At 51.0% G+C, this 15,672-nt stretch carries 8 protein-coding genes; 2 read left to right on the top strand and 6 right to left on the bottom strand.

What is annotated here, in order from left to right; genetic code table 11:
• Window positions 1–89 precede the first annotated feature (89 nt).
• The 6 genes from V3O24_RS02705 to V3O24_RS02680 all read right to left on the bottom strand — a co-directional run bounded on the left by V3O24_RS02705 (window position 90) and on the right by V3O24_RS02680 (window position 11,239).
• Window positions 90–1,574 (bottom strand): FecR domain-containing protein, encoded by a 1,485-nt coding sequence (locus V3O24_RS02705; RefSeq protein ID WP_331306083.1) that lies wholly within the window; start codon window positions 1,572–1,574, stop codon window positions 90–92.
• On the bottom strand, window positions 1,571–5,692 hold the full coding sequence (locus tag V3O24_RS02700) for a filamentous hemagglutinin N-terminal domain-containing protein (RefSeq protein WP_331306082.1): 4,122 nt from the start codon (window positions 5,690–5,692) through the stop codon (window positions 1,571–1,573). The genes V3O24_RS02705 and V3O24_RS02700 overlap by 4 nt, the downstream gene beginning before the upstream one ends.
• A 106-nt stretch (window positions 5,693–5,798) precedes the next feature.
• Window positions 5,799–8,033, bottom strand: coding sequence for an adenylate/guanylate cyclase domain-containing protein (locus V3O24_RS02695; protein ID WP_331306081.1), 2,235 nt, complete (start codon window positions 8,031–8,033; stop codon window positions 5,799–5,801).
• Window positions 8,034–8,116: 83 nt separating this feature from the next.
• Window positions 8,117–9,772, bottom strand: coding sequence for an HD family phosphohydrolase (locus V3O24_RS02690; protein WP_104423406.1), 1,656 nt, complete (start codon window positions 9,770–9,772; stop codon window positions 8,117–8,119).
• A gap of 142 nt (window positions 9,773–9,914) precedes the next feature.
• Complete coding sequence (locus tag V3O24_RS02685) at window positions 9,915–10,841, bottom strand: histone deacetylase family protein (RefSeq protein ID WP_331306080.1); 927 nt, start codon at window positions 10,839–10,841, stop codon at window positions 9,915–9,917.
• Between the two features lie 116 nt (window positions 10,842–10,957).
• On the bottom strand, window positions 10,958–11,239 hold the full coding sequence (locus V3O24_RS02680; RefSeq protein ID WP_181049858.1) for a PilZ domain-containing protein: 282 nt from the start codon (window positions 11,237–11,239) through the stop codon (window positions 10,958–10,960).
• 561 nt (window positions 11,240–11,800) lie between these two features.
• Here V3O24_RS02680 and V3O24_RS02675 point away from each other — a divergent pair.
• Window positions 11,801–13,387 (top strand): peptide chain release factor 3, encoded by a 1,587-nt coding sequence (locus V3O24_RS02675; protein ID WP_258076596.1) that lies wholly within the window; start codon window positions 11,801–11,803, stop codon window positions 13,385–13,387.
• A gap of 402 nt (window positions 13,388–13,789) precedes the next feature.
• Window positions 13,790–15,672 (top strand): DUF4347 domain-containing protein (locus V3O24_RS02670; RefSeq protein ID WP_331306079.1); only part of this gene is annotated, 1,883 nt, incomplete at its 3' end.

Here is a 15,672-nt window from a genome sequence, read left to right as displayed (position 1 = left end):
TTGTTTTTTCATGATTTTTTGGGGTGCCGAAGCATTTTCAGCATTATCCGTGGAAGGTTATCAATGCAACGCGCTTTTACACTGCTACATTAACAACCTTCGAGTGAATTACCTGGATCGTTGTCAAATACTCCCGAATTACCGGATGAAGTATTGCCGGAGGGCGCTTCATCGGACTGAAATGTCGTTGTTTGTCCATCCTGATTTGTAGAGCCGGTTTCACCTTCTTTTACCGTGGTTTTTCCGCCGTTGTTATTCTCGACGGCGGTGTTTCCCCGAGTGGACTTAACCGATGTATCGCCTTCGCTGGGAGGTTTTGACTCGAATACTTTTTTGGGGTCGGATTTATTGGTATCCGGCCTGGGTGCGGGCGGTTGCGGGGCATTTTGCGGAGTGGGATATATCCGTGGAATTTGATCCGAACCGGTCGTGGTGCTGCTGCTTCCTTCCGGCACATCGAATTCTCCTGCTTCGTTCTGCAAAAACGATGTTCCTTGCCAAGTGGAATGATTAAGGGATGATCCGTCTGTATAGGAGTCCGTACCTGTGCCTCTGATGCCGATTGTTGCAACCGGCGTATCCAACGCAAAGGCGCTATGATCGTTCTTGCCGATGCTGCCGGTCAAGGCACGCAATCCGCCGGTTGTCAAACGCAATAAAATCCGGTCTTTTTTTCCGCTAACTTTGTAGTCATATTGTTTAATATCCATGTCGCTGTCGGCCTGTAACGTGATTTTTTCTCCATCAGGAAATACCAACAGCGCGTAACTGTCCTTTTCGCTGTGAATGGAATCGGAGTTATACAGGGGGGCGCCTAATGACAGGGGGCGCTCTTTTGCGTCTTTTTCGGCGCGGTTTATCGCGCTGACTTCGCCTTTAATATCGACTACACGAGCGGCTACGCTTTGTTCGGTCCGGGTCCCGGCTGCTTGCTTCGCTTTTTCCGCGCACTCTTTGTCGCAAATATTTACCGTATATTCAGCTTTTTCGGATGTGGGTTTAACGGTGGATGTCGGGGTTTTTATCTGGAAACTTTCGGGATTAGCTTTGGCTATGTCGCCGGTGCTGGTGTTGACTCCGCCTTGATGCAATACCAATTGAGCGGCTTTGTTGGCCGATTGGCTGTCGTAATGATCAATACTGAAGTTGCTGTTTGGCCGCACGGTAACTTTGGCTCCGTCGATAAACTCGACAATCACAAAACTGCGCTCGGTCGTCTGGATGTTGTCGTCCTGAAAAATCTCCGTGTCTTTACCGAGGATACGGGGTGCGGCGCCAGGTTGTTGCGCTGCGTTGCTACCTTTGACAAAACTGATGTGACCGACGACTTGAGGCTCCGCATAAGCGGGTAGGGTGAGAATTAATAAGCATAACCATAAACCATAACCCGCCAGAGACAGCGGTTGCCGTGGTTTACTCCAATTAAGGAGTGCAGCGCGGGAGGACTGTCCTTGGCCTCGCCGAAAAACCCCGGCGAAACCAAGGGTGCGCCATACGGGTTTCGCTACAGCGCTTCCTGCAGTTGATTGAGCCGGTATGGGCGTTTTATTGAAAGAGGATAAATGGGCGGTCATTTAGTGCACTGCTTATTGGTGGTTGTTTTGCTTGAGTCGGAGGATTCGCCAGTGCCGCCTTGTTGGTTGTTACCCGGTTGATCGCCTGACTGTTGTCCCGATTGAGTTGATGGCGCTACCACAACCGATATGATTTGTTCCAGGGAGTTTGTTGTGACTTCTTGCACCGATTGCGGCAAGGAGTCCAGGGTGACAGGATTGTTAGTCTGATCGTCTTCATCGTTATCATTATCTGTTTGGGTCGAAGCAGCGTCCGTATTGTTTTTGTCAGCGTTGCTGCTACTGCTACTGCTACTGCTACTGCTGCTACTACTACTACTACTACTACTACTACTGTTGCTGCTGCTGCTGCTGTTGCTGCTGCTGCTGTTGCTGTTGCTGCTGTTGCTGCTGTTGCTGTTGTTGCTGTTGTTGCTGTTGCTGTTGCTGCTGCTGCTGTTGCTGTTGTTGTTGTTGTTGTTGTTGTTGTTGTTGTTATTACTGTTGTTGTTATTACTGTTGTTACTGTTACTGTTACTGTTACTGTTGTTACTGTTACTACTGGTATTAGTACCGGTAAAAAATCCGCTATATGCAGCGCTATTAGTTCCGGCAAGCGAACCGCCTGTCAGGGTAATCTGACCTGAAGAGCCGACAGTAAGCGGGGCGTTAACGGTCAGGACGGAAGCGCTGCCGGCTGCAAGGTTGATATTGCCGGATGATGAAGTAATCCCGCTGCCGCCAGACACTGTGATCGGCGATGATGCGGTGATTGCAATGTTACCGCTGGCGCTGATTGGCCCAAGACTTATTCCTGTCGTGCCAAAATCCCGAAGATTAATATAACCGGTAGATGCGCTCAGGTTGCCGATTTGGGAGACCTGGGTATGCAACCCGCCTACGCCGTAGATATTGATGAATGCGCTGATATCGAGCGAGCCGGCAATAATATCCGGGCTTGTGCCTGAGCCGTAGACCGAACCGGTAGTGGCCGTCAGATTAACGTTGCCGGTGCCTGCATTGATCTGTCCGGGTATCGACACGTCGCCTGTGGCGGCAGTCAGCGAAACAGCGCCATTGTTGGTGGTGATTCCGCTAACGCCGTCTACAGTGGTGACGGAAATCGGGTTACTCGATTTATATGAAAAAGAACCGCCTGAAGTCGAACCGGAAATGACGCCGACCGGGTTGGCTTCGGTCAATGTGACTGAAGATCCTGATAAACTGAGTCCGGGGATGGCTGCTATTGTTGCACCGGAAGCCTGGGTGATGGCGCCGCCGGAAGTCAAGTTCAGCCGGTTGGAAATATTTTTCAGCGCGTCCGTTGATAAGGTGTTTCCCAATGCCGACTTGACGGTAATGGCGCCGCTGTTTGCATCGCCTATGCGCAGGATCGGTGTGGTGATGGTGTTTAACTCGGCACTGCTCAGTTCAAGCGTAGTCAATGCGTCGCCGGTGGTAATAGCGCCAAGATCGATGGCGTTAGTGCTTAATAAACTGACAGCGGTGCTGCCATTGATGGTGCCGCCCAGAGCCATTTTTCCGGCCTTGAAAGTCACATTGGCGGCGCTTAAGGCGGCGTTATTGGTGATCATGCCGGACGATGTCGTCGTCGGAGTGGCAATATTGGCGTTCCATCCGGCGCCCAATGTGATATTACCGGAAGTGCTCAGATTATTGCTCAGCGTAATATTCCCCTTGGCCCACCATTCGGTATTGCCGGTGTAGGTTGCCGTTGGGATGATGAACCAGTTTGTATTGGTTGTTCCATTCGCGAAAAACTTAGTATTGGCGAAGGTATTGCTGCCGGAAAATACCAATGTGCCTTTTTCCTCCCGTAATAGAGTAAGACTGCTGGTACTGACATTATTGAAAGTGACTGTCGGTGAGTAGCTTGAAACTGCGTAGCCAATCTGCAGGCGTCCCGGTCCATTGATGGATGCGCCGTTAAACTTGTAATAGCCTGCGTGGGTTTCAGGTATCCATAGCGTTTTGCCGCTGTCGATATTGATAGTACCCGCAGCGACATCAAGATGCTGCATGGATAAGCCGTTGTGCAGATTGAGTATCCCGCCTGCGGCTTGCGAGAACCTGGCTTCCCAAGAGGTGCTCTGATTAACGTTGACGGTACCGGCATTGTTGATATTACCGTCTTGGGTACTCGAATTACTGAGAAATGACCAAGTCCCGGTCGAACCGATGTTCAGCACGCCTCCGGAAAGGTTTTCGAAGGTCGATGCCGAGGACAGATAGGGACGGATAACTGACTTGCCCAGCATATTGATGGTTCCGCTGTTTTCCCAGGTCTTTCCGCCGCTTAATTGAGCTTCCAAATTAGCTCCCTGGCCATTCAGGTTCAGGGTTGCTCCATTCTCTACCATGACCTTGCCGGCGCCGGGATTGAACACGACGGTAAGACCGTCTGTGCCGGTTGTTGAAGTGGTTTCGAAAGTTGTATTGCCGGAAGAGAGAAACTTAATGTTGTTGAAAGCATTAAAAGTCAATGTGGTCGAAAACGTATCGGATGAATTCTTGCTTATTACGATCGAACCATAAGAGCCGTCAAAGAAAATATCGCCGCTTCCGGCCGAGCTTCCGCTTGATGTAGTCAGCGAAACGCTGGTATAGCCGCCAAGAGCCCGATTGATTGTGTAATCGGATATTATAGAGTTTATCGAATCCGAGGGCGGAGCAAATGGATTGGCTGCACTCATGTTCACGTCTGACGAAGTGCCGGTGGCATGAATAATTCTAATGTTATTGGGATCAAGCAGCCAAGAACCTGAGCGGCCATTCGCAGCCGAAGCGTTGATCCGAACGCCCTCGACATCGAGGTATTGGCGCCCGGATGTTTCGATAAAACCGCCGTTGCCGGATTGCATGCCGCCTTGAGCGCTGATCGAACCGAAGGCCCGTGTTATATCATCCGCCCAGACGATGACTTTGCCGCCATCGCCATTGGTTTTGGCGTCGGCTTTAATAACGGTATCTTTGCCGGCATAAGTCGCTTTGGCATTGTGTATGGCGGGGTTTTTGCCTTGATAATCACCGCCTATTAAAACCCGTCCGCCGCCGTTTTCGCCGCTTGCGTCAATACGCGCTTGGCCGAGTACGCCGACCCGCTCGCCGAGCAGTTCTATGTTGCCGCCTTTGCCTGTCGTAAGCGAAGTCGAATCGCCGGTTTGGCCGGCCTTGGCTTCTATGACGCCTTGTGCCAGGGTGGCGCCGTCCTGGCTGTCTATATGGATGTTTCCTGCATTGCCCTGACTGTTATTAGCCGATATTTTGCTGCCGGCCGCTAACGTTATATCCTGCGCCGCAACCAGCCGGATATTGCCTTGCGCGTCAACTTCGACGCTGTCGGCATTGATCTCGCCGCTGTGTTTGATCGTGCCTGCAAACACGTTGATTGCGCCGCCGTCGGTTAACAGCTTGCCGAGGTTAACGGCGCTGTCGGCGGGCGCCTGGATTTGAAAACGAATATCAGGGTCATCCAGGTTGGTAATGGTCAGTTCATGTCCGGCTGCCAGGGTAATGGAGCCGCCATCGCTCTTGATAATGCCGTTGTTCTCAATTTGCGGGGCTATAAGGATAACATTGCCGTCCTTTCCGGCCCGGATAATGCCTTCGTTGACTATCTTGCCAGCGTCGGAACCCGCCATAAAATGGTAGTTGCCGCTAAGAAAGTCCTGATCGCTCAGGTTGAGGCTGGATGCAATCAGGCCTTGGGTATCGATCGCAGCGCCTGCGCCGAACACGATGCCGTTGGGGTTTATTAGGAAGACTTTACCGTTGGAGGTCAATTGTCCCAGAATTTCACTGGGGTTCTGGCCGATGATGCGGTTGAGTACTGCACTTTGGCCGTTTTGTTGAATAAATTGAGTGAGTTCGTTTTGGCCGATGTTGAAATTTTGCCATTGGATAATCGCATTCGGGCTGTTGGTGATCGTGGTCACACCCGGCGTAGCGGCGTCAATGCTGACTTGTCCGCTGACGACTTGCGCCCCCTCAGGATTGGCATAAGAAAAAGCAGGGTAGAGTGCCGCTAAAAGAGCCAGCTTAAGCGCGCGGCGCAGAGACAGGTTTGCGTCAAACAATGACTGCTGATCCGTCGGCTGTTTTTTACGGTTGTTTTTCATCGGCCCGCTTCCACGTTAATAGTTTGTTTAGTATAACATTTAGATAAGTAGTTATACCTATTCCTTCCATGAACGTGATAAAAAATGTGAGTTAATTCTTACAAAATTATTTGCTGGTATGGGTAAACGCACCATCCCAGTCGGTTCCGGGCGGCGATTCAAGGTAGTAGGCTATCCGTTTAAGATAAATGGAATATAATCTGTCATCTGGGTGTTGCTTGGCCAATTGCTCGAAAATGATTTGCGCGCTGGCCCATTGTTGTTGCCGGTAGCCATGCAGGCCTTGATTCAATAAGTCGAGAATCCGCATCTGTTCGGAACTGACGTCTTCCATTGCCCCCAAGGGTTCGTAAATAGTAATGGGTTTGTTTTTGCCTTTGACGCGGACTTTATCGAGTTCCCGGTAAACGAATTCAGGGGCGGCCTGAAGAGTGCTTTCGCTGACAATCATTTTTACGCCGTACTGTTTGGTAAGCCCTTCGAGGCGCGAACCCAAATTGACCGCATCGCCCATCACCGTGTAAGCCATGCGGAATTGCGATCCCATATTGCCGACGCTCATTTTTCCGGTATTAAGGCCTATGCCGATGTCAATTTCAGGCCAGCCTTTGGCTTTAAATTCCTGCTGAATTGAAGTTAAGGTTTGCAAGATTGTCAGGCCCGCTTTTACAGCGTAGGCGGCATGTTGAGGGTTGTGCATCGGCGCTCCCCAAAAAGCCATGATCGCGTCGCCGATATATTTGTCGATAGTGCCTTTGGATTCGTGTATGACGCTGGTTACCGGGGTCAAAATGCCGTTGATCAGTTCGCATAGTTCCTGCGGCTCCATGCCTTCGGAAATGGTGGTAAAGCCCCGGACATCGGAAAATAACACGGTCATTTCCCGGCTTTCGCCTTTCAAAGAAAACTCTTCATCCGATTGGCTCATTTGTTCGACCAATTCGGGCGGAATATATTGGCCGAACATATTGCCCATTTGTTTTTTCTTACGGCTTTCGAAGAAAAAACCGAAAAACAGCTGGATACCGTACAGGGCGATCAATAAGGTAATGGGGGTCGCCAACAAGGTATCGATGTTCCAGATTGCCCAACAGTAAAAATTGAACGCTATTCCAGAGACAAGCAATATGCCGAAGACAACAGCGGATAACAACGCGGGTAAACGCGGAAATACAAAGATTGCGGCCAAGCAGATTAACAGCAATTCGGCCAATTCAGCCGCAAGGATGTAGTTGGGTCTGGATTTGATGGCTTGGTCGAGTAAGCCGCTGAGAATGTTGGCATGCACTTCGACCCCCGCGTAGATGTTTTGTACCGGCGTTACCCGCAAATCGAGTAAACCCGCCGCCGAGGTGCCGACAATAACAATTTTGTCTTTTAATTTCTCCACATCGGCTACACCATTAAGTACATCGGTTGCCGAAATATAAGTAAAGCTTCCTTGCCGTCCCCGGTAAGGTACTAAAAGGGCGCCGCTCTCGTCAACGGGGATGTGGAAGTTCTCAATCTCCAGGGCTTCCAGACGGCTATCGTAGTTATTTTTGCCATAGTGTTCGCCGGTAACGAATTTAATTTCCGGCATGCCCAGCAAGGTTCTGAACAATGCCAGCGACAATGCTTCATACAGCCGGTTGTTATAATTCATTAGCAGCGGCAGTCTTCGGTAAACACCATCCTCGTCAACATTGGGATTGTTAAAAAAACCGCCGGACATCGCCGCCGTTTGCAGTTTTGCCAGATTGGCGGCATAACTTTTTCCTTTGAACAGCAAAGAGCTGAACGGCAATCCGTCCGCCGCAGCCAAAGGTCTTGGCAGTATGCCTATCTCGGGGGTCTTTTCGGTGATATGACTGGTGAAATACCCCAGAACAACAGGCCGGGTTTCAAGGCTTTTGGCAAACATGTCATCGTAAGACAATTGCGGGCGCACCGTTTCCAATGCCAATAGAAAATCGGCATCTTTTTGTAGCGGGCCGGAGGCCAGTTTTTCCAGTAGCTCCACGCCGCCGCTGGTATCCGGCTCGGAAAAAACCACGTCAAAGCCTAGCAGTTTAATGTTGTAATAATCGAACAACATATCGACCAAATAGGCCAGCTTATCTCTACGCCAAGGCCAACGTCCCTCTTTGGCGAGGCTTTCCTCGTCAATGTCGATAATGACAATGCGGGGGTCTACGGTGTTGACAACGGTGGTTCGCAAGCGCAAGTCATATAAAATGTTTTCCATGCGTTGCAGGGTTGGAATATACAGCCAATGCGCAGTGTGTGCGATGAATAACAGCGTGACCAGGGTGCATGCCAAAAAGCGGTAAGATTTAAGCCATTTAGTAGTGAATTTCATCAGAAGCCGGGGGCGCTGCGGCCTTTATTGATCTTGAAGATTTGGAAAAGGGTGCGTGATGCGCACCTTGCAAGATTGTTTATTTAATCGATGTCAATTTGGAAGTCATCCAGAAATTTTTCCGCATATTTTTTGTAGATTTTCTGTTCAATAAAGGCATCGTACAGATCGGGATCAATGTGCTGCTCTTCTTTCATTTTCTTCAATATGGATAAGGCTTCGGAAAGCTTTTTTCCTGCTTTATAAGGCCGGTCTTTTGCCGTCAACGCCTCGAAGACATCCGCTATGGCCATTGCCCGCGCCTGAATCGACATTTCTTCCCGGTTCAGTCCTTTGGGGTAGCCTTTGCCGTCCATGCGCTCATGATGACCGCCCGCAATTTCAACGACGTTTTGCAGATGCTTGGGGAATTTAATGGCTTCCAGCATCGAAATGGTGACGTTGATATGATTGTTGATGATATGTCGTTCTTCCGAGGTCAAGGTGCCTCTGAATATGCTCAAATTGTAAACCTCTTCATCGCTTAATAACGGCGCATCGGCATTGTTCAACGACCATCTAAGCTTTTGTAACGACTGAAGACGGGCAATGTCGCCATCCGACATCGCTTCTCCGCCGGTATTGCAGCGGCGGATAAACGCCAAATCGTCGTTTAGTTGGCTGATACCTGCCTGGAAGTTTTGTTCCAATTCCGGCGACGGGGCTTTATTGACCTGCTGATCAGCAAGCTGCTGTTTGAGATAGGCAATTTCCTGATCGCGTTTTAGCACTTCAAAACGCGTTTCCAGCAAATGGATACGGTCAAAAATGGTTTCCAGCTTTGTCGCCTTGTCAATGACATGCTCGGGCGTGATGATTTTGCCGCAGTCGTGCAGCCAACTCGCGATGGTGAGTTCGTAACGGTCGGCTTCGCTAAGCTTGAAATCCTGTAAATAGCCATAGTCAGTATCATGCGCCGCCTCCGTCAGCATTGAAGTCAACTCGGGAACGCGGCGGCAATGCCCGCCCGTGTAGGGCGATTTCTCGTCAACGGCCGTCGCTATTAATTTGACCAGTGATTCGAACATGTTTTCCAGCTCGGTAATGAGCTGCTGCTTGGTTAAAACGGTGGCGGCTTGCGAAGCCAATGCTTCGGCAAAGCGTTGTGAGACTGAGTCGAACTTGATAATCTCTTTGGTTACAGGATCAAGGGCGTTAATCAGTTGCAGGATGCCGATGATCTCGCCTTGGTGATTCGTCAGCGGGATGGAAAGGAAAGATTTGGAACGGTAATTATTTTGCTTGTCGAATGCTTTGGTGCCGGTAAAATCGAAATTTACCGCGTCGTAGGCGTCTTCGATATTGATGGTTTTGTTGTTGTGGTACGAATAACAAACGACGTTCTTAAGATTGGGCTCCCCATTTTCTCCGTACAGAGGGATATTGGGAATGTTAATCGCATTGCCTTCGCCCCCCAAGCAAATACCCAGACTGTCGGAACGGATGATTTCTATTTTAATGGTATCGCCGTCAACCCGGTATATCGTTCCGCCATCCGAATGGGTAATGGATTTTGCCCCTACCAGGATTTTTTCCAGTAACTGCATCGTATCTTTTTCGGAGGAAAGCGCAATACCGATGTCGGTTAACTTTTCAACCTGTTCTATGATTTTTTGCATGGCGGAGGAAAATTCATTGCCGACACCGTTATCCATAGCGGTAGGGTTTTCAACCGGGTCGATGATGTTTTGTGTAGTCATGTGTGGTGCAGGGGTATTTTGAAAGTATTTTTGAACTATAGTCCAAGTGAGTTGACGACGCAAAAATAGATTGCCGTTTATCCGGCTTGCTGATCAGGGATCATAAAAATCGGCTAACAAGGCTCATCATAGTAATAGTGTGCTAGCCGTTCATTAGCGCTTTAACATGAACCGCAACACTGGCTGCTAATGCCTTGAGATTATAGCCGCCTTCTAACGCGGAAATAATCCGGCCTTTGCAGCAGCTGTCCGCGATGGACATCAGTTCATCAGTAACCCATTTGAAATCCTCTTCAACCAGCATGATGGAGGCTAACGGGTCATCCTTATGGGCGTCAAAGCCGGCTGAAATCAGCAATAAGTCAGGTTTGAAGCGCCTCAGCGCCGGTAAAATAATACTGCTGTATTTTTGCCTGAACTCAACGCCCGAGTCGCCCGCAGCCAGCGGTACATTGATAATGTTGCCGACGCCGGTTTCTGAGGGATGGCCGGTGCCGGGGTAATGCGGCATCTCATGGCTGGACGCGTAGAGCACATTGGGCTGATTGCAAAAAGCCGCCTGCGTACCGTTGCCGTGGTGGACATCAAAGTCAACAATCGCGATGCGTTCAAGTTGATAGTGGTGGCGCGCATAATTAGCCGCAATCGCGGTATTATTGAACAGACAAAATCCCATTGCCAGCGCGGGCTCTGCATGGTGACCCGGTGGGCGTACCGCGCAAAAGGCATTGTCGGCTTTGCCGGTCAGGACTTTATCAACGGCATCGCAAACAGCGCCAACCGCACGAAGAGCGGCTTGCCATGAACCGGGCGACAGCACCGTGTCATGATCCAAGCAGCGTTCACCCTGTTCGGGGATAGCCTCATGAATCGCATCAATATGGAACTGGGGATGAATCAGCCTGATTTGCTGCTTTGTACCGAGCGGCGGAGATTGCCGGATTAAACTGGAGAACTCCGGCGCCGCCAATGCTTTTTCTATGCTTCTGAGCCGGTCAGCGCATTCAGGATGCCCGGCGCCTGTTTCATGAAAAAGAAAATCAGGATGATTGTAATAAAGTGTTTTCACAAAACCTCGTTTAAATATCCGTCAATTGGACGGCAGCGAGCAAAAAGTCTTATGCCTGCGAGATGCTCGCGTTAACATTTTAGTGATAGCCTGTTTGGCGGAGTAATTGCACGCAATCACCAATCGAATGTTGTGAAGTGCAGGCCGACTTCCCAGCCGTCCGCCGATTTGGCGGCGCGTACCACCCTGCCTTCACAGCGGAGACGGGTTATATTTCCGCCTGCTTTTTGCATTAGAATGAAGCATCGCAGCATCAAGCCCGGCTCAACAGCCTTATCCGTCGTAAAGTAAACCCCCGTAGTGCTCAGATTGCGTGTTACGCCCGTACCCGAGTCAAGCTCGACGATGCAAGAAGTAAGGTAACGCTTCGCCCGTCGCTTTTCTTCGCTGCCGTCCATATCTGGCTCCATTTGATGATTAAACGGTGATGAATTATCAGGATAAGTCGGTCTACCCGCCACTAAAATTGGGCTGGAAGACATCCTGTCCCAAAACTTTAGGGATAATAGACTCTTTTTATGCGCAAGACAATTGAGCTATTTAGGATCTTAAAACTGTCTTTTGTCACTGCAACAGGGAAAACAAGAGCCGTTTGAGCGCTTGTGAACTTGAAAAACTAAAATGTAATTCAGCGCCTAAAGACGAATGTCTTACATCGTCAAATGCGCTTAATTTCCGGGGATGATGGGATGTATTGCTCTATCTGACGGGGCATTTTGCCTTGTTCAAAGAGACGGAGGCTTACTTATTTTATTTAAATTAGGTAAAATCAGGCAGTTGTGAAGCAGCACTGGACTTTTTAAAAGTCCGGCTAACTGTTTAAGGCCGGTAATGCCGACCACCACCGGGATTTTTTTACATCAATGGTAAGGGAAGCCTTCAATCATCCATTCGTCCCCGTTAAATCAATGGGTACTCTATTTAGTTGTGTACCGTGCGTACCTATTTTTGCATAAAACATGTCGATTACTGAAATAAGCTCTGAAACCAAGCGTCGTAGAACCTTCGCAATTATTTCCCACCCTGACGCGGGTAAAACCACACTAACCGAAAAACTGTTGCTGTTCGGAGGCGCAATCCAGCTCGCAGGTTCGGTAAAAGGCCGTAAAGCCGCACGTCATGCGACTTCCGACTGGATGGAAATGGAAAAGGAACGGGGTATTTCGGTGACCACCTCGGTGATGCAGTTCGAGCATAAGGACAGCATTATCAACCTGCTCGATACCCCAGGCCATGAAGACTTCTCCGAGGATACTTACCGCACGTTGACCGCGGTCGATTCCGCGCTGATGGTGATCGACGTCGCCAAAGGCGTTGAAGAAAGAACCATCAACCTGATGGAGGTGTGCCGCCTGCGTACCACGCCGATTCTGACCTTCATCAACAAGCTGGACAGAGAAGGGCGGGAGCCCATTGAATTGATGGACGAGGTCGAGAATGTCCTGAAGATCAAATGCGCGCCGATGACCTGGCCTATCGGCATGGGCAAGCGTTTTAAGGGTGTTTATCATTTATATAAGGATGAAATTCACTTGTTCAGCGCCCAGCATGGCGGCAAGATTGCCCAGGCCGAAATCATCAAAGGCCTGGATAACCCGAAGCTGGACGAGCTGCTGGACGACCAGGCCCAGGAACTCAGGGATGAAATCGATTTGGTCAAAGGCGCCAGTCATGAATTCGATCTTGAAGACTATCTGGCCGGCAAGCTGACGCCGGTTTTTTTCGGTTCGGCGATCAACAACTTCGGGATTATCGAATTGCTGGATGCGTTCGCCGAATATGCGCCGTCGCCCAGACCTCGGCAGGCCGAGCAGCGCGAGGTGTTGCCGGAAGAGCCCAACTTTACCGGCTTCGTATTTAAAGTGCAGGCCAACATGGACCCGTCGCATCGGGACCGGATCGCTTTTTTGAGAGTCTGTTCCGGCAAATTCGACAAAGGCATGAAGATTCATCATGTGCGTATCGGTAAAAATATCCAGGTTGCGAACGCGATCACCTTCCAGGCCGACAGCCGTAAAAGCGTCGAAGAAGCGTACCCCGGCGACATCATCGGCCTGCATAACCACGGCACCATTCAGGTCGGGGACACCTTTACCCAGGGCGAAACGCTTAAATACGGCGGCATTCCTTATTTTGCGCCGGAATTATTCCGCCGGGTGGTGTTAAAAGACCCGTTAAGAGCCAAAGCCCTGCAAAAAGGACTGGTGCAGTTGACCGAAGAGGGCGCGACCCAGTTATTCAGGCCGTTAAAGAATAACGACCTTGTTCTGGGGGCGGTCGGTGTGTTGCAGTTTGACGTCACCGCCTTCAGGCTTAAGAGCGAATACAACGTCGAATGCGTTTACGATGCCGTACCTATCTCAACCGTGCGCTGGGTCAGTTCCGACAAACCGGCCAAGCTGGAAGAGTTCAAGAAAAAGGCCTTTGACAACCTGGCCGAAGACGGCGGCGGTTACCTGGTTTATGTCGCCAACAGCAGGGTCAACCTGCAACTGACCGAAGAGCGCTGGCCGGACATTAAATTCAGCGCAACGCGGGAACTATAGCCTTTTATCCATTCATCATGTGGCGGAATCCCTCTTCCAAAGAGGCTTCCGTCCTACAAAACAGTCGTCTTTCCCGATAGAGTAAGTGTTTGCACGAATTGTTTTATTGCCTTATGTCCTCTACTGTTCACAAGTATTCTGAAACAAGGAACACGTTTCAGGGCAAAGAAGCCCTCTAATAACGCAAATGACTTGGCGTATAAATTTGGTTTAATACAGGCGTTTGCCGGTGTCAGTAAAAGAAATTTTAGAGGTGGGTAAATAGATTATCTCTTCCCTTTAAGGTCTTGCTATGCGTATCAAGCCCCCACAACTATCACCTTGCGCCGCCTTAAATTACACTGACAACGCGCAAAATACTCAAGCTCTCTACGATAGCCTGTTATTTTTGAGAGCGCCGACATGAAATTTATCAAAAACCTGTTCAAATGGAAAACAGGCAAGATAAATTCAAGCCTGCCAGCTCCAGTAATCAAACCCTGCCGGACCATGATGATGTTGGAGCCGCGCATCATGTTCGACGGTGCGGCGGCGGAGACAACCGCAGATGCCGTGACCGACTCCGATCCCCTGATGCAAGATACCGCCGTCATTGATCAGGATGCCGCCAAGCTTGCTCAAGCCGCGGCTGATGTTGTACCCCCCGCAGCCGAACCGCAACGCAATGAAATTGTCTTTATCGAAAACAACGTGGCCGATTACCAGCAACTGGAGAATGGCGTTAAGCCCGGCACGGAGGTGTATGTACTGGATGCAGGACAGGACGGTTTGGCGCAGATGGCGCAAATACTGGCTGGGCGTAGCGGCATCGACGCCATTCACATCGTCTCCCACGGTTCCGACGGGGCGGTGCTGTTCGGCGCCACGTTTCTGAGTTCCGAGAATCTCCAGCAATATTCCGGCGAACTGGCCGTCATCGGCGGCGCGCTGACGCAAAACGGCGACATATTGCTGTACGGATGCGATGTGGGGGCAGGCGCAAGCGGCGCGGCGTTTGTTTCCGAATTGGCGTCCGCGACCGGGGCGGATGTGGCGGCTTCCAGCGGCCCCACCGGGTCGGCGGCGCTGGGAGGAGACTGGCGGCTGGAAACCCAGACGGGCGTTGTTGAATCCTCCATCGCCTTGACGGACGCAGAAACTGCGGATTACGGCTATCTGCTTTTTACTGAAAATTACAATACCGATCCCGGTCTAGGCGCGTTTCCGTCTTCTTTCACGCTGAACGGCTTCACCTATGCTTTCAGCGGCGGCGATGGCGGTAGTTTTGCTTGGGACAGCAGCTTAGGCGTGGGCGGCACGGGCGCCGTGACGCCGTTTAGCAATTCCACCAATACAAATACGACAGAAACCATCACCATCACCTATGCGAGCGGCGCGTTCAGCTTCACCAGCATACAGGTGAAGTCTCAGTCCGCAGCCTGGACGTTTACCGGCAAATTGAGCGGTTCCACGGCCGGAACCGATACGACAAGCGCGGCGGCGGGGTTTCAATCGGTTTCGTTCGGCTCTCCGACGATCATCGATACGCTGGTCATCACCGCAGTGAATTTTGATTCGAGTACCGATGCCTTTGACGATTTCATCACTACCGTACCGCCCGTCAACACCGTACCCGGCGCCCAGACGATGCTGGAAGACACGACACTTACGTTTTCCTCCGGCAACGGCAACGCCATCACCGTCAGCGACCAGGACAGCACGTCCCTGTCGGTGACGTCCGGTAGCGGTGGTTTGACATTGGCAGGCACTGGTGGGCTCTCTTTCACCACAGGCGACGGTAGCGCCGACGAAACGATGACTTTCAGCGGCACAATAACGGACATCAATACCGCGCTTGACGGGCTCCAATACACGCCTATCGCCAACGCTTTCGGTTCCGGCTATTCCACGTTGACGATCGCCGCAGGGGACGGCTCGTCCACCGATACCGACACGGTGACCATCAACGTCACGGGGGTAAACGACACACCGACACTGACGGCGACGGCTTCCAACCCAACCTTTACCGAAGGCGGAGCGGCAGTGACGCTGTTCAGCGGGGCGGCGATAGGCACGGTGGAAAACGGCCAGACTATCACCTCGCTGACGCTGACGGTCAGCAACGTAGCGTCCACCGACGTGCTGAACATCGACGGCAGCGACATAACACTGACTGATTTAGCGACAGTGGCATCCACGGCGACCAACGCCATGACGGTAAACGTCAGCGTAACCGGCGGCACGGCGACAGTGACCATCACCAAAGCTGCGGGCATCAGCAGGACCCTTGCGCAAACGCTGGTGAA

The organism is Methylobacter sp. Wu8 (genome assembly GCF_036440755.1).
GTDB lineage: Bacteria > Pseudomonadota > Gammaproteobacteria > Methylococcales > Methylomonadaceae > Methylobacter_A > Methylobacter_A tundripaludum_A.
This window is presented reverse-complemented; position numbering and strand designations above follow the sequence as displayed.